Origin of the sequence: Gryllotalpicola protaetiae, assembly GCF_003627055.1 — a bacterium.
Taxonomy (GTDB): Bacteria; Actinomycetota; Actinomycetes; order Actinomycetales; family Microbacteriaceae; genus Gryllotalpicola; species Gryllotalpicola protaetiae.
The window spans coordinates 1,478,330-1,500,852 of sequence record NZ_CP032624.1 but is presented as its reverse complement, the minus strand read 5'-3'; the positions used below and the strand labels follow the sequence as shown (position 1 = coordinate 1,500,852).

The window sequence follows — 22,523 nt, the reverse complement described above, 5'->3', positions numbered from 1 at the left end:
CTTTTAGTCGATGCGGGTTTCTGTTAATTTCGCGGGGTGCGGCGGGATGAGATCACACGGGTGCGGGCGGAGTTGGACGACTTCGTCGGCGAGGTGCTCGCGTCGCTGGCCCGGAAGGACCAGCGTTCCGAGGGCGGCTTGTATCTGCGGGGGCTGATGCTGGAGGGGCGGCGGCAGTCGATGCAGCCGATGGGCGAGCGGCTCGGGGTCGACTAGCAGCAGTTGCAGCAGTTCGTGTCCTCCTCGCCGTGGCCGGTGGAGCCGGTGCGCCGTGTGAGGACGCCGAAGAGACCGCCGAGCGCCGGGTGAGGGCGCAGGTCCCGGACACGGTCCGGCACCGGCCGAAGCGGGAGCTCGCGCTGGAGATGATCGACGAGCTCGCCACCTGGGGCCATCGGCCGCCGGTCCTCGTCGCGGACGCGGGCTACGGGGAGGTCGGCCTGTTCCGCACGGCCCGTACGTGGTCCAGGTGAAATCCGACACCAGCGTGCACCCCGCCAGCGCGCCCTTCGAGCTGCCCGCCTACGTCGGCACCGGCCGGCCGGCGGCGCGCGCCCGGTACCGCGACGCGCCGATCCGGGCCAGCGCCCTGGCCGCCGCCCTGCCCGACGCCGCGTTCCAGGACGTCTCCTGGCGGCGGGAACGAAAGGGATCATGACCAGCCGGTTCACCGCCGTCAAGGTGCGCCCCGCGAACCGGAACATCCCCCGCGAGAAGGACGGGTCCCTGCCCGAGCGGTAGCTGCTGATCGAATGGCCGAACGACGAGGCGGAGCCCACCGACTACTGGATCTCCACCCTCCCCGAAGACACCCCCCGTCAGCGAGATCGTCCGGGCTCGGGAAGATCCGCTGGCGCATCGAGCACGACTACCGCGAACTCAAACACGGCCTCGACCTCGACCACTTCGAAGGCCGCACCTGGATCGGCTGGGACCCTCGTTTTGGGTCGCTTGCAGGACTAGTCGCACGACTAGTTTCGGCCTTGGGGGTTCGTCACGAGCCGGGCAATTTGCGTTGGCGAGGCGCGAGCAGAGCAGGCGGAGGTCGGGGATGAGCAGCGACACCGCGAGTTGGGCCGAAAACGCCGAGCAAGTGCAGCGAGAACGGAACAGCCGCGTGCAGGTGTGCTTGTTCCTGGCCGTCCTCGCGGTCGCGATCATCGGAGGGTGTGTTCTCATCTCAGGCGCTCGCAACACCGGTCTGTCTATCCCCCCGGCATTCGCGCGCCTGGGAATCGGCACGTTCGATGGCATCAACTTCGTTGCGCTGTTCATGTGGGCGTGGAGCTTCCAGGCCCTGAGCATCCACGACGGGGCGAATTACCCGCTCCGATTGCGCAATGCGAGGGTGCGACGGAGCAAGACATCCGACGTTCTCATCCTGATCGTCTATCCCCTCGCCGCCGTCCTGTGGGGTGAACTTGCCGTCCATCGCACCTTCGCAAGCCGCGCCACCGACGCCGGGTACGCGGGCCGTCTGCCCCACGGCACACCGGCTGAGTCCCTCCAGCACGCCGCAGTCGAGGTCACGATCGCGTATTTCGTCGTCGTGGGCCTGGTGGTCGCTCTCATCCTGGTCGCGCGCTTGTTCAATCCGATCGACTTTGACGAATACGACGAGTATCTCCGCCGGGTCCTGCACGTGCGGAGACCCCAGAAGCCTTTCTCGTAGCACTCGCACAATTACGAAGGGAAACTCAGATGAATATCGCTTGAAAGCTCTCTGCCGTTCTCACCGGTGCCCTGGTAAGCACCGGTTTGGCGGCCATCCCCGCCTCCGCACAGCCAGCGGCTACCTCTTCCGCCTCCACTGCCACGACGAGCGGCGCGCTGACTGCAGCGGGAGCGCAGGCGTTGACCCAGTCCGGCCAGATCGTCGACTTCTACAAGACGCTGGGCGTCGCCTCGACCGACATTCCTACCGCCTCTCAGACGCAAGCCTCGACTCTCAGCGGTGTTCTCGACCTGGTGGCGGGTTCGCCGTCCGGCGCCCCGTCGCTGCCGACGCTGTCAGCGCCGCCGACCGATTGCTCCGACACCGGCGCACTCGTCTCGTACTCGCAGCAGGTGGCTGAGATGAACGACGCGATCGACCCCGACGTCTCGCGGGATCGGGCGCACTCCACCGGCGTCGAGTTCGCCACCCACACCGTGTCCTGCGCGAGACCGCCTGGGCGAGTTCGGTGCCGATCCACTGCAGCGTGCCGGCGGCCGCGAGCTTGCGCAGCCGCTTGTTGTAGCCGGACTGGCCCGGCAGCTTAGGGAACATGGTCTTCAGCCGGGCGCGGGCGAAACGCACCCAGCGCGTCTCGCTGGTGAAGCCGAGCAGCGCCTGCATCACCGACAGCGTCACGATCTCCGGGTCCGAGATCTGCGGCGCGAACCCGATCCGGGGCCGGTACGGGAGACGCTCCGGGTGGGCTTGGAACAGATCGGCCGGGTTAGCAACACCGACTCTCGGACGCCCTCAGCCCGTCACCGGCCCGCCACACCGCCGAACACCTTGGACTTACTCATCTAGACGAGCCGCCCCAGCCTGATCGCCGCGAGCGACACCGCAGCGACCGTCTCGTTGTCGGTGATCTGCCCGGACCCGATCATCGTGAGTACCTCGCCGAGCGGAACGAACCGCACTCCCGAGATCCCCTCTTCGAGCTGGTGATGCGAGGCATCCGCCGCCTCGCTCAGACCGCGCGCGAGAAACACGTGCTCTGGGGCGAGGGCGGCCCCGTTGAGTGCGAACAGCGAGCCCAGCTCAAGCCAGTCGGATGCCTGGAGCCCCGTCTCTTCGAGCAGCTCCCGCTTCGCCGCGACCAACGGCGGCTGGCCGTCGCTGCCACCAGCCGGCACCTCGAGCGACGCACCGACGGTGTACCGGTCGATCTCGATCAGCGCCACTCGGCCGAAGCTGTCGAGCGCCACCACGAACACGGCGGGCTGCAGCTCGACGACGCCATAGAGGCTCTCCGACCCGTCGGGATGCACGACCTGGTCCTCGCGAATTCGGATCCACGGGTTCTCGTAGGCGGTGCGGGTGCTGAGCGTCTGCCAGGCCATGAATCGACCCTAGGAAAAAAGATCGGGAAAAGTTCGCCGAGCCGCGTCACGATCGTGCGAACCCCGGGTCTTCCTCCGATGTAAGGCACCACAACCTAACTGGAGGATTGCATGCTGAAGGGGTTCAAAGAGTTCCTCTCCCAGGGGAACGTCATCGACCTCGCGGTCGCCGTGGTCATCGGCACGGCGTTCACGGCACTGGTCACAGCGGTGGTCACGAAGATCATCAACCCGCTGATCAGCGCCGTCTTCAACGCGAACAGCCTCGACAAGGCCCTGGCGGTTGACATCCCGACCGCCTCCGGCGGCCACTCGACGCTGTACTTCGGCGCCGTGATCGGAGCGGTGGTCAATTTCGTGATCATCGCGGCGGTCGTGTACTTCGCCTTCGTGGTCCCGCTTCAGGCACTTCTGAAGCGGCGCGCGGCGGCGGTCGAGCCGGCGGAAGGGGCGCCGACCGGGCCCAGTGACATCGAGCTGCTGACGCAGATCCGCGATCTTCTCGCGATCCGCACCGATTTCAGCACCAACCGTCACCGGGCCGACTGAGACCGGCCGGGGGGTGCCCGTATCGACGACTGGGAGCGCGTACGGGCATCGGCCGAGAGCGGCCGCCATGGGGGTGGCGGCCGCTCGTGTCTTCCGTTTCCCGTGCGGTGCGCGGGGGCATCCGCTGAGCAGAGCAGAGCAGAGGGCGAGAACACGTGAACGAGATCATCGAACTCGATGAGCTGCGCGTCGCGCGCGCGCTCGCGGAGCAGAAGGCGCCGGATGACTGGCGGTGGTTCGTTCACGCGGTGGCGCGCGACGTGGTCGAGCACCTGCCGGACGTCGTGCTATGGACGTCGGCCGCTGCCCTGCTGAATGTCGCGTCAGGCACCTTGTCGGCCGCGGCGCTCAGCGGCGGCCTCATCGTGCAGCGCATCGACGGCGCCCTGTGCCTCATGGTGCGCCAGTGCGAGCAGATGCTCGTCGAGCTCATGTCGGTGCGGCTCGCCGTTCCGCGCCCGCTGGTGACCCCGCCCGTCTAGCCACGCGGAGCGCCGATCGCGTACCGTACCAACGCACCACCCAGTCCACCCCACTTCTCTCGCATCGCGACCCGGAACCGTCATGACAGCCCTTCCCGAGCCACTCGAGGCCGCCGACAGCGCCGCGAGTGCGCCCGCCGCGAGCGACGCCGAGCTGCTCGAGCAGGTCCGCGGCGGCGACAAGCGGGCCTACGGCGCCCTCTGGGACCGGCATCACCGCGCCGGCTTGAACGCAGCCCGCGCCATCACCTCGGCGTTCGAGGCGGACGATCTCGTCTCCGAGGCGTTCGTGCGCGTGCTCAAGGCGATCGAGCGCGGCAACGGCCCGACGGCGGCGTTCCGGCCGTATCTCGTCACGACGATCCGCTCGATCGCGGCCCGCTGGGGTGCGCAGCCCGCCGAGCTCACGCCTGAGGAGTTCGAGGCCGTCGACCCCGAATCGAGCGATGAAGCCTTCTCAGACCGGTTCGATCAGAGCCTCACCGTGCGTGCGTTCAACACGCTGCCGCAGCGCTGGCAGGAGGTGCTCTGGTACACGGAGGCCGAGCAGCTGCCGCCGCGCGAAGTCGCCGCGATGATCGGCATCAAGCCGAACGCGGTCTCCGCCCTCGCGAAGCGCGCGAAGGAAGGCCTGCGCCACGCCTGGGTGCAGGCGCACATCGAGACCGTGCCCGCCGATTCGGAGTGCCGCTGGTCGATCGACCGCCTCGCGGCCTCGACCCGCAAGCCGCTTCCGACTCGCGAGCAGGAGCGCCTCGACGCGCACCTCGATGAGTGCGACCGCTGCCCGCTGGCCGCCGCCGAGATGACCGAGGCGTCGCACCGCCTCGGTGCGCTGATCCTGATCGGATTCCTGGGCGCGGGCGCCGCCACCGCGTACGCCGCGTTCACGCCGGCTTCGGCGACCGCCGCGACGCTGGGCGCCGGCGCGCTGTGGCCGCCGAAGCCCACGCACGTGCGCAACTTCGCGATCGGGGCGGGTTCGACGGTCGCCGCAGGCGCGATCGCCGTCGGCGTCGCGTTCGCCGTGACGGGCGGCTCGGCGCCGCCCCCGCAGAAGCAGGTCACCGCCTCCGTCGCGCAGTCTTCCGCCACCGCGCAGAGCGCGACGACGGATGCCTCCCCGCCGACCTCTGCCCCGGAGCCGTCGCCCCCCGCGCCCGCGCCCTCGCCCTCGCCGACCGACGTCGCCGCTGTGACAGCGCCGACGTCGCCCGCGCCGTCGCGCCGCTCTGCACCGACCGCTCCGACCCCGGCATCCGCCCCCGCCTCGTCGCCCTCGCAGTCGCCGAGCGCCGGCTCATCGCCGTCGAGCACCCCGGCGCCGAGTTCCCCGCCGACCCCTGACGCGCTGCCGCAGATCGTCTTCACAGCGTGCACCGTGTCGGGCAGCAGCATGATCCTGACCTGGAACTACGACGGAGCTCCCGTCGCCGGGCAGACGGCGGAGTTCACCGCCGTGGCGGCGGGCATCGCCCTGAGCGACGCCGCGGTGACCACCACCGGGCCGAGCGGCGGCTCGTACATCACCACCGTCAACGTGGGAGCGCTCGCGCTCGCCACCTACACGGTGACGGGGAGCTCGACAGCCGGAGGCGCGGCCGGCGGTGCGGCGAACAGTGTCTCAGCCACGGCGCTGGCGATCGGCGTCGCCCTGTGGAGCCCCTGCACCATCTCGCCGACCAACTGACCGGCACCGAGAAGTGCGCTGATGTCGTCGGCATCGCCCTCTGACGACATCGCGGCACTTCTCACGGTTGGCCGTCGCCGGGAAGGGCGACAGTGCCACCCGCGCGGGTCACCCCCAGGCTGAGGCGGGCGCTGCCACGATCGGCACGTTCACCGCGTGGAAGCGTGCGCCGCCGCCGTAATGGCTCGACGCCCACGGCGAGGCGACGATCGCCTGCTCGGTGACGCCGGGCGCGGAATCCGCGGCCAACGCCGCATGGATGCCCGCGAACAGCGAGCGGTCGAGCTGCTGCGCCACGTATGAGGCGGCGATGCGCAGGTTCGCGTAGCTGCCGAATCCGCCGCCGCCGCCCGAGCCGAGACCGTTGTTCAGCGGGTTGTTGCGCAGGTACCAGGTCTTCGGCGAGTTCTCGGAGTCCATCCACTGCAGGATGACGGTCACGTTGTTCTGCGTGACGGGCAGCCCGGCGTCCTGCAGCACGAGCGCCGCCCAGTCGGCGTTGGTGACGCCGCCGACGGTCAGCGCGGGCGAGCCGCCGGGGCTCGTGAAGGTGGACGAGTCGAAGCTCGTGTTCTCGACGGCGTCGCCCTTGACGTCGGAGCGCACAGTGAGACTCTGCGAGTTCGCGAGCAGCTCGCTCGCGTAGAGGGTGTGCGAGCTCACGGTCGCGGCATCCGCCGGAATCGCCACCATCGCACTGCCGACCAGCAGCAGCGTCGCCGCACCAGCCGCAGCCACGCGCCGCCGCGAATGCGGGCCGCGGTCGGCCGCGTGCTTGCGGGCTGCGCGCGCGCCTGAGGCCTCACGGAGAGAACGGCGAGAGGGGAAGTCGGTCATGAATTCAGCACGGGTGCGGCGACGGGTCGGAGCCGCCACGAAGGTAGAGGTGCACCCCGAACGGGGGAAGGGGTGCGCGACCCAGGCAGGGTAACAGGCGGGCCTTGGCAGCGGCCACAGGGATGCCGGGAGCCGCCGATGTTCCTAAATCCAGTTCTTGCGGCGGAACACCATGTAGAGGATGACGGCGGCGACGACGATCACGCCGCCGCTGACGAGGAAGCCCCACCACTGGCCGAAGCCGGGGTACGGCACGTTCTGGCCGAAGTACCCGGTGACGGCGGTCGGCACCGCGATGATGGCGGCCCACGCGGTGAGCTTCTTCATGACGTTGTTGAGCCGGGAGTCCTGCAGCGACAGGTTGGTCTCGAACAGGGCCGAGACGATGTCGCGCAGGGACTCCGTCCATTCCGTGACGCGCAGGACGTGGTCGTAGAGATCGTCGTACGAGGCATCCAGCTCAGGGCCGGAGCCCGCATCGCGGCGGTGCCGCAGCACGCCGTTCACCACCTCGCGCATCGGCAGCACGATGCGGCGCAGCTCGACGAGCTCCTTCCGCAGGCGGTACGTCGCGCGCTGCACCCGGGTGGCGAGCACCTTCTCGTCGAACAGGATGTCCTCGAGTCCTTCGATCGCGTCGTCGAGCACCTGCACCGCCTCGAAGTGGCTGTCGACGACCGCGTCGAGCAGGCCGTGCACGAGGGCCCCGACGCCGTACTGGAGAAGATCGGCGTTGTCCTGCCAGCGGTCGGCCAGCGCGTCGATGTCGAATTCGGGGCTGCGCACGGTGATGAGCCCGGTGTGGAACACGAACGCCGAGATCTTGTGCAGCTGCAGCCGGGCGGCGAGATCGTCGTCGTCCAGTGTGTTGTCGGTGTCGTAGCCGGCCGAGTAGACGGTGAAGAAGGTGTGCGTTGCATAGCGGAGGGCCTTCGGACGCTCGACCCGGGCGATCGCGTCTTCGACGGCGAGCGGTTCGAGGCTGAGTTCTTCGGCGAGGCGGTCGAGGTCGGCGTGGTCGGGCTCACACAGATCGACCCAGGTGAGGCCGTCGGTTCGCGCGAGGTGGTCGGAGATCTCCCCGAACGGGAAGTCCTCTGCGACGACGCGGCCGCTGCCGTCCCAAACGCGCGAGCGCACCGTTCCCATGCGGGCAACGCTACCTGCGGATCTGCCCTCCCGTCTCCGGGCGCGGCAGCTAGGCGAAGGCGAACAGCGGCGGCAGGGCGACGGCGGCGACCAGAGCCCACGCTCCGTACACCGGCAGGTAACCGGTCTGCCAGGCGACGAGGCGCCTGGTCGAGGCATCCCCTGCGAACACCCGCCGCCCGAGCAGCCAAGCCGACCCGGCCAAGCCGACCAGCAGCACGGCGTTCACCCCGAGAGCGACGACGCGATTCGGCGTGAAGCCACCATCGGCGGTGCGGCCGATCATCGCGGTCAGGGCGAAGCCGTTCAGCGCGAACGCGGCGAGAACGAGCACGAGCTGCAGGCGCTCCGTCCAGCCGGCGCGCGCCGTCGGCTGCTGGGCGGAGAGCACGTAGAGCACCAGCCCCGTGACGACCACCAGCAGAACATCGACGACGATCAGCACTTCGCGGTATGCACCGAACCCGCCCGTCACGATCGCGCCGACGAGCATCGCGAGCACGGCGACCGTGAACAACGGTGTGAACACGCGGCCGAGCACGGGCGCCATGTTCTCGATGACCTCCTGCTTGGAATCCACCAGCCAGGCCGCGACGACCGCCGCACCCGCCGCGCCGCACGGCCCGACCCACTCGAGCAGCACGACCGACGGGTCGGCCCCGAGCGCCGAGAACACGGCGGCCGTGATGCCCATCAGCACACCGCCCCCGATCCCGATGAGCGCGAGATAGATGACCCACTCGCCGCTGAAGCGCACGAAGTCCATGCGACGAGCAGCGGTGCGCCAGTCCGCGCCTGCGTACAGCAGGCCGACGAGCAGCCAGAGCGCGACGGGTGCATGCAGACCGAAGATGATCACAGTGTCGCCGGCGTCGTCGCCGAAGGGATAGGCGAAGGCGAGCACGAAGAGCAGGGCGAAGCCGAGGGCGGATGCCACGATGAGCGCGCGCGGTGGCCGACTGCGCCAGGCGATCGATGCGCCCAGCGTCGCCAGCGCGAGGATGCCGCCGCCGAGCAGCGTTGGTATGAGCTCAGCGCCGAGCAGGCCGGGAAGCTTGGCGAGCAGCGCCGCGAGGGCGGCGAAGCCGAAGACGACACCGCCGCCATCGAGGCGGCGACCGCGGGTGTCGCCGCCGACGACCAGCTGCTTCCAGAGGCGGCGCGAGTTCTCGCGGGCGAACTCGCCCGCGATCTCGTCTTGCCGGCCCATGCGCTTGATGGCGATGAGCACGGCCTCGTCGGCGTCGAGGCCGGCGGCGTGCAGCGCGTCGATCTGAGAGCGCAGGTGGTCTTCGAGCTCGTCGGCGTCGGTGTCCGAGACCGAGCCGCGCGAGACGAGGTACGCGCGCCACGAGGCGATCGCGCCCTCGGGGTCGATGAGGTCGGTGCGGTTCACCATGCGAGCGTTCCCTTTCCCTGTGCGCTTCCCTGTGCGACGACGTGTGCGACGACGTGTGCGCGGAGGTGCGCGACGGACTGCGCGAGGACGCGGGCCTGCGTCAGCGCACCGACGGCGGTGGCCCACTGCCGGCGGTGCTCGGCGAGCTCGTCACGTCCGGCATCCGTGATCTCGTAGTAGCGGCGCTTGCGGCCGCTTTCCGCCTGGCCCCAGCGCGACGCCACCAGCGCCGAGCCCTCGAGGCGATGCAGCAGGGGGTAGAGCAGCCCGTCGGTCCACTCGATCTCGCCGTTCGACAGCTCGCGCACGCGGGCGATGATCGCGTAGCCGTAGCTCTCGCCCTCGGCGAGGATCGCCAGCACGAGCGGCGCCGACGTCGCCGCCATCAGGTCCTTCGCCAGTCGCATGCAGGAACTATACCTGCCAGCTCTAGGTATGGGAAGAGATTCGCATTCTGAGAAGTTGATACGAGTGGACTCAAGTTTGTGGGAATCAGATTGACAGGCATCCGCCCATAGGGAAAAGTTGAGTCTGCGCGGCTCAAGCAGTCGCGCCCACGAACTTACGCAACAACGCAAAAGCAGGAGGGCCAACACATGGCACGTGCAGTAGGAATCGACCTCGGAACGACGAACTCCGTGGTCTCCGTCCTCGAGGGTGGCGAGCCGACTGTCATCGCGAACGCCGAGGGCTTCCGCACCACCCCGTCGGTCGTCGCGTACACGAAGGACGGCGAGGTGCTCGTCGGCGAGACCGCCAAGCGCCAGGCCGTGACCAACGTCGACCGCACCATCTCCTCCGTCAAGCGCCACATGGGCACGGACTGGAAGCAGGAGATCGACGGCAAGCAGTACACCCCGCAGGAGATCTCGGCGCGCATCCTCGCCAAGCTCAAGCGCGACGCCGAGCAGTACCTGGGCGACACCGTGACGGATGCCGTCATCACCGTTCCCGCGTATTTCAACGACGCGGAGCGCCAGGCCACGAAGGAGGCCGGTGAGATCGCGGGCCTCAACGTGCTGCGCATCATCAACGAGCCGACCGCTGCGGCCCTCGCCTACGGCCTCGACAAGGGCAAGGAGGACGAGCTGATCCTCGTCTTCGACCTCGGCGGCGGCACCTTCGACGTCTCGCTGCTCGAGGTGGGCAAGGACGACGACTTCTCGACCATCCAGGTTCGCGCGACGGCCGGCGACAACCGCCTCGGCGGCGACGACTGGGACCAGCGCGTCGTCGAGTACCTGATCAAGAAGTTCAAGGACTCGACCGGCGTCGACGTCTCGAAGGACAAGATCGCGCTGCAGCGCCTCAAGGAGGCCGCGGAGCAGGCGAAGAAGGAGCTCAGCTCCTCGATGAGCACGAGCATTCAGCTGCCGTACCTGAGCCTCACCGAGAACGGCCCGGCCAACCTCGACGAGACGCTGACCCGCGCGCAGTTCGAGCAGATGACCAGCGACCTGCTCGACCGCACCAAGAAGCCGTTCCAGGACGTCATCAAGGAGGCCGGCATCAAGGTCTCCGACATCGCGCACGTCGTGCTCGTCGGCGGCTCGACCCGCATGCCTGCGGTCTCCGAGCTCGTCAAGCAGGAGACCGGCGGCAAGGACCCCAACAAGGGCGTCAACCCCGACGAGGTCGTCGCCGTGGGTGCCGCACTGCAGGCGGGCGTCCTCAAGGGCGAGCGCAAGGACGTGCTGCTCATCGACGTCACCCCCCTGAGCCTCGGCATCGAGACGAAGGGCGGCATCATGACCAAGCTCATCGAGCGCAACACGGCCATCCCGACCAAGCGCAGCGAGACCTTCACGACCGCCGACGACAACCAGCCGTCCGTGGCTATCCAGGTGTTCCAGGGCGAGCGCGACTTCACGCGCGACAACAAGGCGCTCGGCACCTTCGAGCTCACCGGCATCGCGCCGGCCCCCCGCGGCATCCCGCAGATCGAGGTCACCTTCGACATCGACGCGAACGGCATCGTGCACGTGTCCGCGAAGGACAAGGGCACCGGCAAGGAGCAGTCGATGACCATCACCGGCGGCTCGTCGCTGCCGAAGGAGGACATCGAGCGCATGGTCAAGGAGGCGGAGGAGCACGCCGCAGAGGACAAGCGCCGCCGCGAGTCCGCCGAGACCCGCAACACGGCCGAGCAGCTCGTCTACTCGATCGAGAAGCTGATCAAGGACAACGAGGACAAGCTGCCCGAGGACGTCAAGTCCGACGTGCAGGGCGACGTCGACGCGCTCAAGACCGCGCTCGCCGGCGAGGACGACGAGGCCGTGAAGACCGCGTTCGAGAAGCTCTCGCAGAGCCAGCAGAAGCTGGGCGAGGCGATCTACGCGCAAGGTCAGGCCGAGCAGGCAGCCGGTGCGCAGCAGGGTGCGGATGCCTCCGCCGACGACGCCTCTGACGAGGACGTGGTCGACGCCGAGGTCGTCGACGACGAGGACGAGAAGAAGTAAGCGGATGACGGACGAGAAGCCCGAAGGCCCCGAGTCCTCTGAGGACAAGAACCCGGAAGAGCCCATCGTCCCCGCCGAGTCCGAGGGGGCCGAGGCGGACGCTTCGGCCCCCGAGGGCGCCGGCGACGGGGACGATCTGTTCGTCGAGGACATCCTCGCGGCCGCCGAGGCGGAGGAGAACGACCCGAGCGCCGAGCACCTCGCCGACCTCAAGCGCGTGACCGCGGAGTACGCCAACTATCGCCGCCGCACCGAGAGCGAGCGCGAGGTCGTGCGTGAGCGCGCCGTCGGCGACGCTGTGCGCGTGCTGCTGCCCGTGCTCGACGACCTCGACCGTGCCCAGAAGCACGGCGACCTCGACGGCGACGGCGCCTTCCCGACCATCGCGGCGAAGCTGCGCGGCGCGGTCGAGAAGCTCGGCGTGAAGCCGTTCGGCGAGGTCGGCGAGGTGTTCGACCCGCAGCGGCACGAGGCGATCTTCCAGCAGCCCACCCCCGGTGCGACCGAGACCACCGTTCTCGACGTCGTCGAGACCGGCTACACGATCGGCTCGACGCTCGTGCGTGTGGCCCGCGTGGTCGTCGCCACCCCGGCCGACTAGTTCCGTTCGTTGAGGAGCGGCCGCAGGCCGCGTCTCGAAACGAACTCCATTTCTCTAAGGAGGCGCGTTGGCCAGTCAGGACTGGTTCGACAAGGACTTCTACAAGGTCCTCGGCGTCAGCAAGGACGTCTCGGAGGCCGAGCTGAAGAAGACCTACCGCAAGCTCGCGCGGCAGTACCACCCGGATTCGAACCCGGGGGATGCCGCGGCCGAGGCGCGCTTCAAGGAGATCAGCGAGGCGTACTCCGTGCTCTCCGACAAGGAGCAGCGCCAGGAATACGACCAGATCCGTGCCATGGGGTCCGGGGCGCGGTTCACCGCCCCGGGCTCCGGCGGCGCGGGCGGCTTCGAGGACGTGTTCGGGTCGATGTTCGGCGGTGGCGCGGGTGGCCGCCCCGGCGGTTTCACGTACCAGGGCGGCGGCGCCGACCCCAATGACATCTTCGGCGGACTGTTCGGCGGCGGCCGCTTCGGCCAGTCGTCCGGCGGCTTCCGCGGCTACGGCGGCCCGACCAAGGGCCAGAACCTCGAGGCGTCGACGACGATCGAGTTCCTCGCGGCCACCCGCGGCGAGACGCTCACGCTGACCGGCGCCGGCGGCAAGCCGATCAAGGTGAAGATCCCGGCGGGCGTCGCGGACGGGCAGAAGATCCGCCTGCGTGGCCGCGGCTACCCCAGCCAGGACGGCGGGGAGGCCGGCGACCTGATTCTGCACGTGACCGTGCGCAAGCATCCGGTCTTCGAGCGCGACGGGCTGAACCTGCGCCTCAACGTGCCGGTGACCTTCGTCGAGGCCGCGCTCGGCGCGACCATCGAGGTGCCGACGCTCGAGGGCGCCCCGGTGAAGCTAAAGGTCGCCCCCGGCACACCGTCGGGCCGGGTGCTGCGCGTCAAGGGCCGCGGCGTCAAGACCGACAAGGGGACGGGCGACCTGCTCGCCGTCGTGCAGGTCGCGGTGCCGTCGCACCTCTCGGCCGACGCCGAGAACGCGCTGCTCGACTTCGCGGCGAAGCTGCCGAAGGAGAACCCCCGCGACGACCTGCTGGCGCGGGCGCGGGAGTGAGTCCGCGCCGCGAGACGCGCCGAAGCGGCGGAATCCCGCAGGAGAAACCCGTTTTGGAACGTCTCGGCGGCGCGAGGTGAGAGGAGGCGGCCGAATGGCCTCGATGGATGTCGATCAGGACACTCCCCTGTTCGCGATCGCGGCGGCGGCCGAGCTCGCCGAACTGCACCCGCAGACGCTGCGCCAGTACGACCGGCTCGGCCTCGTCGAGCCGACTCGCACGGCCGGCAAGTCTCGCCGCTACTCCCTGCGCGACATCGCGCAGCTGCGTGAGATCGCGCGGCTCTCGGCCGAAGGGGTGTCGCTCGAAGGCATCCGTCGTGTGCTGTCGCTCGAGAACGAGGCGCGCGCGCTGCAGCAGCGGGTGCGCGAGCTTGAGTCGGCGCTCGCCGATGCCCTGCTGCAGCAGCCCGGCCGTCGCGTCTTCGCCTCCGGAGCGAACGGCGAGGTGCTGTCGATGCGCGCTGGCGCCCGGGCCGAGCGCCGCAACCAGATGGTCGTGTGGCGGCCGTGGAGTTCGTCCAGCGAGGACCGTTAGGTTCGAATCATGACCGATGCCGCCCGCGAGACCGCCGCGCCGCTGCCCGCTGTGCTGCGGCACCCGCTCTCGAATGTGAAGGCGGTGCGCGAGGTGTGGACGCCGTTTATGGGTGAGGACCTCGCGAACCGCTTCGCCAACGGCCAGCTGTATTGGGTGCTGTCGGTCAACTTCATCGTGTGGGGCTTCGTCGGCGGAGCGGCCGTCGCTCTGATCGGCGGAATCGTGCGGGGAATCAGCACGGGCCCCGTGTTCGGCATCACGCTCGGCATCGTCGTGATCATCGTCGGGCTGATGCTCTCGGTCATCGCGGGCAACTCGCAGCGCCGCATCGTCTGGATGTACCTGCCCTACGTGCGCGAGCTGCGCTCCACGATGCGGGTCGGGCGCCTGCTCGCGCTGCTGCGCCAGGGCTCGCCAGAGCTGCAGGAGCTGTTCCGCCTGCACCCCGAGGTCTTCCCGAAGCCGCGCTGACCCTCCCGCCCTCGTGCCGGCGAGGGGTGCGAAACGCACGCTGGATTGCGAACGAGCGTGCATTTCGCACCCGCGGAGCGCGGCATGCGTGTCAGCGGCGCGTGAAAGCATGGGCGCGTGGCTGAGAGCGAGTGGAAGCGCAAGCTGCGCGGGCTCGCGCGTGCCGATGCGACGACGGATGCCGCGGGCGAAGCCGCCCCGCCTCCGCGCACCCCCCTCGGCGTGCAGTTCGAGGTGCGCGAGGTCGTCCGCCGTGGCTCCGGTCGCTGGCAGCACACGAGCAACACCACCGTCGCCGCGACGGCCGAGTCGATCGGCGCGTTGAGGCTCGCGGTGCGGCCCGTCATGCCGGGGCGCTCGGCCGCCAAGCCCTCTGGGACCAATTGGGTCGGCGCGAACCTCACCTGGGCCGGCCTGCAGTATCAGGTGCACCAGCTCGGGCTCGACCCGGCGCAGGTGCGCTGGTTCACCGAGTTCGCGGCCCTCGCGCGGGCCGCCTCCGGCGGGTTCCTCGGGCAGGACGGAGCGCGCATCGCCCTCGACGAGTTCGGTTCTCCGCTGCTCTGGCCGCTGCTTCGACAGGCGCGCGAGCTCGGTGTCGCACTGGTCGGCGTGGGGCGCGAGCCTGTGCTGCGGGTTGGCGGGCAGGCATCCGCCCGCCTCGACGCCTCTGCGGCGAGCGACGGCACCGTCACGTTGTCGCCGGTGGTCTCGATCGACGCCGTCGACGTGTCGGGGCTGCGCCTCGGCGCGATCGGCGCGCACGGGCTGTGGGCAGTCGAGTGGCCGGGGCCCATCGTGCGCCTGGCCCCCGCCGAGCAGGCGATCACGGCCGAGACGCTGAAGCTGCTGGCATCCGACCCACTCGTCGTGCCCGGCGCCGAGCGAGCCGAATTCTTCGCCGACTTCGCCCCGTCGCTCCCCCTCCCGATCACGAGCGCCGACGCCTCAGTCTGGCTGCCCCGCCCCCCGGCCGCCCCGGAGGACGGCGAAGCCGCCCGTCTCGAAACGATCACCCCTGGAGAGCCGCCTGCCCCAGAGGACTACCTCACTGCCACGCCCGAGCTCGAGGTCACCCTCGTCCCCAGCGAAGACCGTGACTGGCTCGACCTCGGGTTCACGGTGCACGTCGAGGGCCGCGAGGTGCCGTTCTCGACGCTCTTCGAGGCGCTCGCCGGCGGCCGGAAGTCGCTGAGGCTTGTCGACGGCTCCTACCTGCGCCTCAACCAGCCCGTGTTCGCGCGCCTGATGGACCTCATCGCCGAGGCGGACGCGTTGCGCGAGTGGGAGGCAGGTCCGCGCATCCACCGCACTCAGCTCGCGCTGTGGTCCGACTTCGAAGACCTCGCCGACCAGGCGAGCGCCGCCGTCGAGTGGCGCGAGCAGGTCACGGCGCTGACGGATGCCCCGGCCGAGGCCGCCCCCGTGCCCGAGGGGCTCACGGCTGAGCTGCGCGAGTACCAGCGGGCGGGGCTGACCTGGCTCGCGTACCTCTACGACCACGGGCTCGGTGGAATCCTCGCCGACGACATGGGCCTCGGGAAGACGCTGCAGACCCTCGCCCTGATTCTTCATGCGCAGGCCGATCGGCCCTGGCTGGTCGTCGCACCGGCGTCCGTCGTGTCGAACTGGGTGGCCGAGGCGGCGAAGTTCGCGCCGACGCTGCGCGTGGCATCCGTCGCCCGCACCCAGCTGCGCGAGAAGCGCAAGCTCACGGCGCTCGCCAGGGACAATGACGTGATCGTCATGTCGTACAACCTGTTCCGCCTCGACTTCGACGACGTCGAAGACGTGCGCTGGGCGGGGCTCGTGCTCGACGAGGCGCAGTTCGTGAAGAACCACCGCAGCCGCGCGCACGAGTGCGCGAAGGCGCTCGACACCCCGTTCAAGCTCGCGATCACGGGCACCCCGCTCGAGAACAACGTGCTCGAGCTGTGGTCGATCCTCGACATCGTGGCGCCGGGGCTGTTCCCCAGCATCCGCCGCTTCACCGAGCAGTATGTGCGCCCGCTGTCGCACGTGCGCGAGCCCGACGCGGTGCCTGCCGGCATCAGCGCGGCTGATGCGCAGCGGGTGATCGCCCGGCTGCGGAAGCGGGTGCGGCCCTTCCTGCTGCGGCGCACCAAGGCGCTCGTCGCGCCCGAGCTGCCCGCCAAGCAGGAGCAGGTGATCAGGGTCGAGCTCACGCCCAAGCACCGGCGGCTGTACGAGCAGTTCCTGCAGCGCGAGCGGCAGAAGCTGCTCGGGCTTGTGAAGGAAGATTTCGACCGGCAGAAGTTCATCCTGTTCCGCTCGCTCACGCTGCTGCGCATGCTCGCGCTGGATGCCGCGCTGATCGACGAGCAGTACGAGGGCGTGCCGAGTGCGAAGCTCGACGCGCTGCTCGAGCAGCTGGCCGAGCTCGTCGATGAGGGCCATCGCGCCCTCGTCTTCAGCCAGTTCACGTCATATCTGCGCCGGGTCGAGGCGCGGCTCGACGACGCGGGCATCGCGTACGAGTACCTCGACGGCTCGACGACGAATCGCGCCGACGTCATCGCACGGTTCAAGTCCGGCGCGGCGCCCGTCTTCCTGATCTCGCTCAAGGCGGGCGGCTTCGGCATCAACCTCACCGAGGCCGACTACGTCTTCCTGCTCGACCCGTGGTGGAACCCGGCGTCCGAGGCGCAGGCGGTCGATCGGGCGCACCGCATCGGGCAGGCGTCCGCCGTGAACGTGTATCGACTCGTCGCCGACGGCACCATCGAAGACAAGGTGATGAAGCTGCGCGATGAGAAGGCCGAGCTGTTCGGTCAGGTGCTCGACGACGACGGCACGTTCAGCGAGCTGCTGTCGGCCGACGACGTCAGAGGGCTGCTCGAACTGTGACCGACTTCGCGTTCCTCGCCGAGCTGCGGCGCCGGCCTGACGTCGAGGCGCCGAACCTCGTCGCCGTCGACGCGGCGGACCGGCTGCTGCTCGACACCGCCGCCAAGGCGGTGCGGAAGGCGTCGCACGGGCCGACGGTGGCGGTGATCGGCGACGCGTACGGGGCGCTGACTCTCGGCGCTCTTGAGCTGGGGGCGCGCGACGTGCGGGTCCACCAGGACGCGCTGCTCGGCGAGCGCGCGCTCGCCGCCAACGCGGCGCTGCTCGGGCGGGCGGGGTTCAGCTCGCTCGAACTGGTGCCCGAGTTGGTGGCGGACGCCCGGGTGATCCTGCTTCGCCTGCCCAAGTCCCTCGACCAGCTCGACGAATGGGCCGGATTGATCGCGGCGCATGCGGCGCCCGACGTCACCGTGTTCGCCGCCGGAATGGTCAAGCACATGACGCTCGCCCAGAACGAGGTGCTCGGGCGCTGGTTCGGCGAGGTGCGGGCTGGCCTGGCCCGCCAGAAGGCGCGTGTGCTGACGGCGCGCGGCCCGCAGAAAAGCGGAAACATGCCTTCAACCGCCGGCGCGGCGCCGTCGTTCGGGGTCTCGCGGGCCGAGATTGCCGCTTTTGTGCAGAGCAGTTGGCCCAAGACCGCCCTCATCGACCCACCCGGCATCACCGTCTCGGCCCATGGCGGAGTCTTCGCGGGGGCGTCCCTCGACATCGGCACCCGGTTCCTGCTCGAACACCTCGCCGACGCCAAGCCCGATGCCGTGACCGCGATCGACCTCGGCTGCGGCACCGGCGTCATCGCGGCGGCGCTCGCCCTCGCCCGGCCGGGCCTGCGGGTGCACGCCACCGATCAGTCGGCTGCGGCCGTGGCATCCGCCCGCGAGACCATGCAGCTCAACGGACTGGACGATCGCGTCATGGTCGTGCGCGACGACGCGCTCGGTTCGCTGCCCGACGCGAGCGCCGAGCTCATCGTGCTCAACCCGCCGTTCCATTCGGGCACGACGGTGACGGCCGATGTGGGTATCAGATTGATGGCGGATGCCGCACGTGTCCTCGCCCCCGGCGGCGAGCTGCGCGTCGTGTTCAACTCGCACCTGCGCTACCAGCCGACATTGCGCCGGCTCGTCGGTGAGACGCGGCAGGTGGCGCGCAACAGCAAGTTCACGATCACGAGTTCGGTGAAGGGAGACCGGTGAAGGCTTCCGTGTCGGTCAAGGTGCTGCCGTCATGAAGGGCTATGGCGCCCAGCAGGTCCGCGACGCCGAGGCGCCGCACCTGGCGGCAGGCGAGCCTCTGATGGCGCGAGCGGCCGCGGCCCTGGCACGCGTGTGCGAAGAGCTGCTGACCGACGGCGGACTCGCGCTCGCGCACGCGCGCGTTGTGATGATCATCGGAGGGGGGAACAACGGCGGCGACGCGCTCTACGCCGCGGCGCATCTCGCCACGGCGCGGGTGACGGTTGAGCTCGTGCGCACCTCGAGCCGGGTGCACGAAGAAGGACTGACCGCTGCCCTCGCCGCAGGGGCGACCGAACTCACAGGCCCGCCCGCGAAGCTTGCAGCCCGGGCGAAGTCCGCAGACCTGATCGTCGACGGAATCCTCGGAACGGGCACGAGCGCGAACCCGCGGCTGCGCGGCGCCGCGCGAGACCTCGTCGCAGCGCTCGCCCCGATGGTCGAGAGCCGGCGCAGCCGCGACTCCAAACCGGGGTCGCCTCAGGATCGTTTCGAGACGACGCCTGCGGCGCCTCCTCAACGACCGGGGTGGCCGAAGGTCGTCGCGGTCGACATCCCGAGCGGAATCCACCCAGACACCGGCGAGGTGCCCGACCCCGAGGCGGTGCTCACAGCCGACGTCACCGTGACGTTCGGGGGCGCGAAAGCGGGGCTGCTCATCGAGCCGGGTGCGAGCTTCGCGGGAGGCATCCGCCTCTTCGAAATCGGGCTCGCGGCAGATCTCGGGAAGCTGACTCCCCTGCTTGACTCACCCGAGGGGTGAGTCCGGGTCCCCGTACCCAGGCCGTGACGACCTCAGCTCACCCTTCGGGGAAGCATCCTCATGCGGTCAAGATCACCTTCAGTGCCTTCGTCTCCGCCGCCCGGCTGAAGGTGTCGTAGGCCGAGACGATGTCTGACAGCTCGAAGTGGTGCGACACGAATCCCGCGACGTCGAGCTTCCCCTGCGCGAGCAGCTTGATCAGCATCGGTGAGGTGTCGGTGTTGACGAGACCGGTGGTGATGGTGAGGTTCTCGATCCACTTCTGCTCGAGATGGAACTCGACCGGAGTTCCGTGGACGCCGACGTTCGCGACGTGGCCGCCGGGGCGCACGATGTCGAGCGACATGTCCCAGGTGGCGGGAATGCCGACGGCCTCGATCGCGACATCCACCCCGAGCCCATCGGTGAGCGCGAACACCTGCTCCTTCCAATCGGGGGCGGATGCCACGACGCCGTCGGTCGCACCGAAACGCTTGGCCTGCTCGACGCGGTTGGCATCCGTGTCGATCGCGATGACCCGCGACGGGCCGTAGAGCCCGGCGGTCGCCATCGCTGCGAGCCCCACGGGCCCGGCCCCCCACGACCGCCACCACGTCGCCCGGCGAGACGGCGCCGTAGCGCACCCCGATCTCGTGCCCCGTCGGCAGGATGTCGCTGATCAGCACAGCCAGCTCGTCCGGCACGCCGTCAGGCACGCGGTACAGCGAGGTCTCCGCGAACGGCACCCGCACATAGTCGGCCTGCGTGCCGTCGATGAGGTGCCCGAAGATCCAGCCGATGCCGGGCGCGCCCTCGTCGGCGCGGCAGTGCGAGTAGACGCCCTTCTTGCAGAAGTCACATTTTCCGCACGCCGAGACGCACGAGATGATCACGTGGTCGCCGACGGCCAGATCGGTGACGGCCGAGCCGACCTCGGTGATCGTGCCGACGCCCTCGTGCCCCAGAATCCGGCCGGGTGTCACCGCCGGCACGTCACCTTTCAGGATGTGCAGATCGGTGCCGCAGATCGTCGTCGTATCGATTTTCACGATCGCGTCGGTGGGCTTGAGGATGACGGGGGCAGGCACCTCCTCCCACGACTTCTCACCAGGGCCGTGGTAGACGAGTGCCTTCATTGCAAGCCTCCATGGCGGGCGGTTCGGTGGTACCCGCTCAAGCCAAGAAATTACGCCGTCAACCCCGGCGCGGATAGGGCCGAACGGTCCTAACATCACCGCATGAATACCGTCAAAGAGAACGTTCGGAAGGCCACGGCCGCGCTCGATGACACGCTGGTGCCGCTCATCGGCCCGGCCATTCGAGGGCCCTACGGGGTCGACGAGCGGCGCGAGGACCCGCACCCCGGTGTCACCGACGGGCTATGCCCCGTCTGCTACCACGCCATCAGCCGCCACGACGTCGACGTCGATGCGCACACGCATCACACCTATCTCGTCTGCCCTGATCTCGGCACGGCCTTGGGCGTCGAGCGCCACCCGCATGAGGCGGGCACGCTCGACCACGCCGTGCTCACTTGATCGCGCCGAGGCTCAGCCCCTGCACGAGCTTGTCTTGAGCGGCGAAGCCCGCGGCCAGCACGGGCAGTGAGATCGCGATCGAGGCGGCGCACACCTTTGAAAGGAACAGTCCCTCCGAGGTCACGAACGACGTCAGGAACACGGGCGCCGTGTACGACGTCGTGCTCGTGAGCACGCTCGCGAACAGCAGCTCATTCCAGCTGAAGATGAAGCAGATCAGCGCGGTCGCGATGATGCCGGGCGACGCGAGCGGAATGATGATGCGCCGGAAGGTCAGCAGCAGCCCGGCCCCGTCCACCTGCGCCGCCTCGATGACCTCGAGCGGGATCTCGGCGAAGAACGACCGCATCATCCACACCGCGATCGGCAGGTTCATCGAGGTGTAAATGATGACCATCAGCCCGACGGTGTCGAGCAGCCCGAGCTGTTTGGCGATCAGGTAGACGGGCAGCAGCCCGGCCACCATCGGCAGCATCTTCGTCGTGAGGAAGAAGAACATCACGTCCGACCACTTCCGCACCGGCCTGATTGCTAGTGCGTATGCGGCCGGAATCGACAGGATCAGCACGATCGCCGTCGACCCGAGGCTCATCGACACCGAGTTGATGAGCGGCGGCCATGGGCTCGCGCCCGAGGATGCGCCGAAGAAGTTCGCGTACGACGACAGCGTCAGCGGCGCGAACAGGTTGGGCGGATTCGTCGCCGCGGTCGTCTCGCTGTGCAGCGAGGTGAGCAGCATCCACACGATCGGCCCGAAGAAGATCAGCCCGATCACCCACGCGATGATGCCGAGCGAAACCGTGCGACGCCGTTCGCGGGTGCGCATGGAGGCCGTGCGCCCTACGGGCGCACCGGCGCGGCGACGGATGCTTGCGGCATCCGCCCGCTCGCCTGTGATGGTCGCGCTCATCGCTTCTCCTCCTTCAACAGCGACGAAACGGTGCGCAGCACGAACGTCGCGATGATCATCGACCCGATCACGACGACGACACCCGCGGCGGATGCCTGCCCGTAGTCGTGCGCCTCGAAGAAGGTCTGATAGATCGTGTACGGCAGGTTGGCCGTGCCGAGGCCGCCGCTCGTGATCGTGAACACGGCGTCGAAGTTCTGCACCAGGTAGATGCAGCCGAGCAGTGCGGCGAGCTCGAGGTACTGACGCAGGTGCGGCAGCGTCATGTGACGGAAGATCTGCCACTCATCGGCGCCGTCGATGCGCGCGGCCTCGATGACGTCGAGCGGCCGCCCCTGCAGCCCGGCCAGCAGGATCAGCATCATGAACGGGGTCCACTGCCACACGAGCGCTGCGATGATCGCGCCGAGCGGCTGCGAGCTGACCCAGTCGGGCTGGGGCGCGCTCGCCGCGTGGCCGAACAGCCCCCAGATCCACGTGAGTGTTCCGTTCAGCAGGCCGTACGACGGGTTCAGGATCGCGTGCTTCCACACGAGCGCGGCCGCCACCGGCACGATCAGGAACGGCGCGATCATGATGGTGCGTACGAAGCCGCGGCCGAAGAACTTCCGATCGAGCAGGATCGCGATGACGAGCCCGAGGATCAGGCTCACGAGCACCACGGCGACCGTCAGGATGACCGTCGTGATGACCGACTTCAGCATGGCCTGGTCGGTGAACACCGCCGCATAGTTGGCGAACCAGCCGAAGCCGATGTCATTCGGGTAGAGCGCGTTCCAGCGCACGAACGAGATGACGAGCGTCGCGACGAAGGGCAGCTGCGTGACGATGATCATGAAGATCAGCGCCGGCAGCAGGGGCGCCCGCCTGGCCCAGGCGGACGCCCTGCTCAGTGTCTGGTGCGACGCGTTCAGAGTGACCGCTGTCGACAT

At 69.1% G+C, this 22,523-nt stretch carries 20 protein-coding genes and 2 pseudogenes; 14 read left to right on the top strand and 8 right to left on the bottom strand.

Going from position 1 to position 22,523, the window contains the following annotated elements:
- Window positions 1-36: 36 nt before the first annotated feature.
- Window positions 37-932, top strand: a pseudogene (locus D7I44_RS18730) (IS701 family transposase); the annotation flags it as partial.
- Between the two features lie 119 nt (window positions 933-1,051).
- Window positions 1,052-1,672, top strand: a complete 621-nt coding sequence (locus D7I44_RS07330) for a hypothetical protein (protein WP_120788893.1) — start codon at window positions 1,052-1,054, stop codon at window positions 1,670-1,672.
- A gap of 845 nt (window positions 1,673-2,517) precedes the next feature.
- Here the strand turns inward: D7I44_RS07330 and D7I44_RS07325 are convergent.
- Entirely contained in the window at window positions 2,518-3,057 is a 540-nt protein-coding gene (locus tag D7I44_RS07325; RefSeq protein ID WP_120788892.1) for an NUDIX domain-containing protein, read from the bottom strand.
- A 111-nt stretch (window positions 3,058-3,168) separates the two neighbouring features.
- Here D7I44_RS07325 and mscL point away from each other — a divergent pair, with 111 nt between their 5' ends.
- The 3 genes from mscL to D7I44_RS07310 all read left to right on the top strand — a co-directional run bounded on the left by mscL (window position 3,169) and on the right by D7I44_RS07310 (window position 5,778).
- Window positions 3,169-3,606 carry a large conductance mechanosensitive channel protein MscL gene (gene mscL, locus D7I44_RS07320; protein WP_120788891.1) on the top strand — a complete coding sequence of 146 codons (438 nt, stop codon included), beginning with the start codon at window positions 3,169-3,171 and terminating at the stop codon, window positions 3,604-3,606.
- Window positions 3,607-3,761: 155 nt separating this feature from the next.
- Entirely contained in the window at window positions 3,762-4,088 is a 327-nt protein-coding gene (locus D7I44_RS07315; RefSeq protein ID WP_120788890.1) for a hypothetical protein, read from the top strand.
- A gap of 82 nt (window positions 4,089-4,170) precedes the next feature.
- Window positions 4,171-5,778 carry a sigma-70 family RNA polymerase sigma factor gene (locus tag D7I44_RS07310; RefSeq protein WP_120788889.1) on the top strand — a complete coding sequence of 536 codons (1,608 nt, stop codon included), beginning with the start codon at window positions 4,171-4,173 and terminating at the stop codon, window positions 5,776-5,778.
- 108 nt (window positions 5,779-5,886) lie between these two features.
- Here D7I44_RS07310 and D7I44_RS07305 read toward each other — a convergent pair whose 3' ends face one another.
- The 4 genes from D7I44_RS07305 to D7I44_RS07290 all read right to left on the bottom strand — a co-directional run bounded on the left by D7I44_RS07305 (window position 5,887) and on the right by D7I44_RS07290 (window position 9,570).
- Window positions 5,887-6,615 (bottom strand): hypothetical protein, encoded by a 729-nt coding sequence (locus tag D7I44_RS07305; protein ID WP_120788888.1) that lies wholly within the window; start codon window positions 6,613-6,615, stop codon window positions 5,887-5,889.
- Window positions 6,616-6,759: 144 nt separating this feature from the next.
- Window positions 6,760-7,764, bottom strand: coding sequence for a magnesium transporter CorA family protein (locus D7I44_RS07300; protein ID WP_120788887.1), 1,005 nt, complete (start codon window positions 7,762-7,764; stop codon window positions 6,760-6,762).
- 49 nt (window positions 7,765-7,813) lie between these two features.
- Window positions 7,814-9,163: a permease prefix domain 1-containing protein gene (locus D7I44_RS07295; protein ID WP_120788886.1), complete on the bottom strand. Its 1,350-nt coding sequence runs from the start codon at window positions 9,161-9,163 to the stop codon at window positions 7,814-7,816.
- Window positions 9,157-9,570, bottom strand: coding sequence for a PadR family transcriptional regulator (locus D7I44_RS07290; protein WP_120788885.1), 414 nt, complete (start codon window positions 9,568-9,570; stop codon window positions 9,157-9,159). The genes D7I44_RS07295 and D7I44_RS07290 overlap by 7 nt, the downstream gene beginning before the upstream one ends.
- Window positions 9,571-9,759: 189 nt before the next feature.
- Between D7I44_RS07290 and dnaK the strand changes: the two genes are divergently transcribed.
- The 8 genes from dnaK to D7I44_RS07250 all read left to right on the top strand — a co-directional run bounded on the left by dnaK (window position 9,760) and on the right by D7I44_RS07250 (window position 19,164).
- The gene (gene dnaK, locus D7I44_RS07285) at window positions 9,760-11,622 is read left to right on the top strand and encodes a molecular chaperone DnaK (protein ID WP_120788884.1); all 1,863 of its coding nucleotides are present in this window, start codon (window positions 9,760-9,762) and stop codon (window positions 11,620-11,622) included.
- A gap of 4 nt (window positions 11,623-11,626) precedes the next feature.
- Window positions 11,627-12,223, top strand: a complete 597-nt coding sequence (locus D7I44_RS07280; protein ID WP_120788883.1) for a nucleotide exchange factor GrpE — start codon at window positions 11,627-11,629, stop codon at window positions 12,221-12,223.
- A 67-nt stretch (window positions 12,224-12,290) separates the two neighbouring features.
- Window positions 12,291-13,286: a DnaJ C-terminal domain-containing protein gene (locus D7I44_RS07275; RefSeq protein WP_120788882.1), complete on the top strand. Its 996-nt coding sequence runs from the start codon at window positions 12,291-12,293 to the stop codon at window positions 13,284-13,286.
- A gap of 94 nt (window positions 13,287-13,380) precedes the next feature.
- Entirely contained in the window at window positions 13,381-13,824 is a 444-nt protein-coding gene (locus tag D7I44_RS07270) for a heat shock protein transcriptional repressor HspR (protein ID WP_425459324.1), read from the top strand.
- 9 nt (window positions 13,825-13,833) lie between these two features.
- The gene (locus D7I44_RS07265; protein WP_120788880.1) at window positions 13,834-14,298 is read left to right on the top strand and encodes a hypothetical protein; all 465 of its coding nucleotides are present in this window, start codon (window positions 13,834-13,836) and stop codon (window positions 14,296-14,298) included.
- 117 nt (window positions 14,299-14,415) lie between these two features.
- Window positions 14,416-17,166 carry a DEAD/DEAH box helicase gene (locus D7I44_RS07260; RefSeq protein ID WP_120788879.1) on the top strand — a complete coding sequence of 917 codons (2,751 nt, stop codon included), beginning with the start codon at window positions 14,416-14,418 and terminating at the stop codon, window positions 17,164-17,166.
- Window positions 17,163-18,362 carry a class I SAM-dependent methyltransferase gene (locus tag D7I44_RS07255; RefSeq protein WP_120788878.1) on the top strand — a complete coding sequence of 400 codons (1,200 nt, stop codon included), beginning with the start codon at window positions 17,163-17,165 and terminating at the stop codon, window positions 18,360-18,362. Before D7I44_RS07260 ends, D7I44_RS07255 begins: the two co-directional genes overlap by 4 nt.
- A 31-nt stretch (window positions 18,363-18,393) precedes the next feature.
- Window positions 18,394-19,164 (top strand): NAD(P)H-hydrate epimerase, encoded by a 771-nt coding sequence (locus tag D7I44_RS07250; protein ID WP_120788877.1) that lies wholly within the window; start codon window positions 18,394-18,396, stop codon window positions 19,162-19,164.
- A gap of 58 nt (window positions 19,165-19,222) precedes the next feature.
- Here the strand turns inward: D7I44_RS07250 and D7I44_RS07245 are convergent.
- A pseudogene (locus D7I44_RS07245) lies at window positions 19,223-20,279 on the bottom strand (zinc-dependent alcohol dehydrogenase family protein).
- Window positions 20,280-20,381: 102 nt separating this feature from the next.
- Between D7I44_RS07245 and D7I44_RS07240 the strand changes: the two are divergent.
- Window positions 20,382-20,681, top strand: coding sequence for a hypothetical protein (locus tag D7I44_RS07240; protein ID WP_120788876.1), 300 nt, complete (start codon window positions 20,382-20,384; stop codon window positions 20,679-20,681).
- On the opposite strand, the gene D7I44_RS07235 is transcribed toward D7I44_RS07240, so the two are convergent.
- Together D7I44_RS07235 and D7I44_RS07230 are read right to left on the bottom strand one after the other, a co-directional pair.
- Window positions 20,674-21,591 carry a carbohydrate ABC transporter permease gene (locus tag D7I44_RS07235; protein ID WP_120788875.1) on the bottom strand — a complete coding sequence of 306 codons (918 nt, stop codon included), beginning with the start codon at window positions 21,589-21,591 and terminating at the stop codon, window positions 20,674-20,676. The genes D7I44_RS07240 and D7I44_RS07235 overlap by 8 nt on opposite strands.
- Window positions 21,588-22,523, bottom strand: coding sequence for a carbohydrate ABC transporter permease (locus tag D7I44_RS07230; RefSeq protein ID WP_120788874.1), 936 nt, complete (start codon window positions 22,521-22,523; stop codon window positions 21,588-21,590). The genes D7I44_RS07235 and D7I44_RS07230 overlap by 4 nt, the downstream gene beginning before the upstream one ends.

What these genes read in the sequence shown, in the direction of transcription:
- mscL (WP_120788891.1), top strand. Translation starts at nt 3,169, where the DNA reads ATGCTGAAGGGGTTCAAAGAGTTCCTCTCCCAGGGGAACGTCATCGAC.
- D7I44_RS07230 (WP_120788874.1), bottom strand. Translation starts at nt 22,523, where the DNA reads ATGTCGACAGCGGTCACTCTGAACGCGTCGCACCAGACACTGAGCAGG.
- D7I44_RS07295 (WP_120788886.1), bottom strand. Translation starts at nt 9,163, where the DNA reads ATGGTGAACCGCACCGACCTCATCGACCCCGAGGGCGCGATCGCCTCG.
- D7I44_RS07265 (WP_120788880.1), top strand. Translation starts at nt 13,834, where the DNA reads ATGACCGATGCCGCCCGCGAGACCGCCGCGCCGCTGCCCGCTGTGCTG.
- dnaK (WP_120788884.1), top strand. Translation starts at nt 9,760, where the DNA reads ATGGCACGTGCAGTAGGAATCGACCTCGGAACGACGAACTCCGTGGTC.
- D7I44_RS07310 (WP_120788889.1), top strand. Translation starts at nt 4,171, where the DNA reads ATGACAGCCCTTCCCGAGCCACTCGAGGCCGCCGACAGCGCCGCGAGT.
- D7I44_RS07250 (WP_120788877.1), top strand. Translation starts at nt 18,394, where the DNA reads ATGAAGGGCTATGGCGCCCAGCAGGTCCGCGACGCCGAGGCGCCGCAC.
- D7I44_RS07240 (WP_120788876.1), top strand. Translation starts at nt 20,382, where the DNA reads ATGAATACCGTCAAAGAGAACGTTCGGAAGGCCACGGCCGCGCTCGAT.
- D7I44_RS07300 (WP_120788887.1), bottom strand. Translation starts at nt 7,764, where the DNA reads ATGGGAACGGTGCGCTCGCGCGTTTGGGACGGCAGCGGCCGCGTCGTC.
- D7I44_RS07305 (WP_120788888.1), bottom strand. Translation starts at nt 6,615, where the DNA reads ATGACCGACTTCCCCTCTCGCCGTTCTCTCCGTGAGGCCTCAGGCGCG.
- D7I44_RS07330 (WP_120788893.1), top strand. Translation starts at nt 1,052, where the DNA reads ATGAGCAGCGACACCGCGAGTTGGGCCGAAAACGCCGAGCAAGTGCAG.
- D7I44_RS07290 (WP_120788885.1), bottom strand. Translation starts at nt 9,570, where the DNA reads ATGCGACTGGCGAAGGACCTGATGGCGGCGACGTCGGCGCCGCTCGTG.
- D7I44_RS07325 (WP_120788892.1), bottom strand. Translation starts at nt 3,057, where the DNA reads ATGGCCTGGCAGACGCTCAGCACCCGCACCGCCTACGAGAACCCGTGG.
- D7I44_RS07280 (WP_120788883.1), top strand. Translation starts at nt 11,627, where the DNA reads ATGACGGACGAGAAGCCCGAAGGCCCCGAGTCCTCTGAGGACAAGAAC.
- D7I44_RS07270 (WP_425459324.1), top strand. Translation starts at nt 13,381, where the DNA reads ATGGCCTCGATGGATGTCGATCAGGACACTCCCCTGTTCGCGATCGCG.
- D7I44_RS07235 (WP_120788875.1), bottom strand. Translation starts at nt 21,591, where the DNA reads ATGAGCGCGACCATCACAGGCGAGCGGGCGGATGCCGCAAGCATCCGT.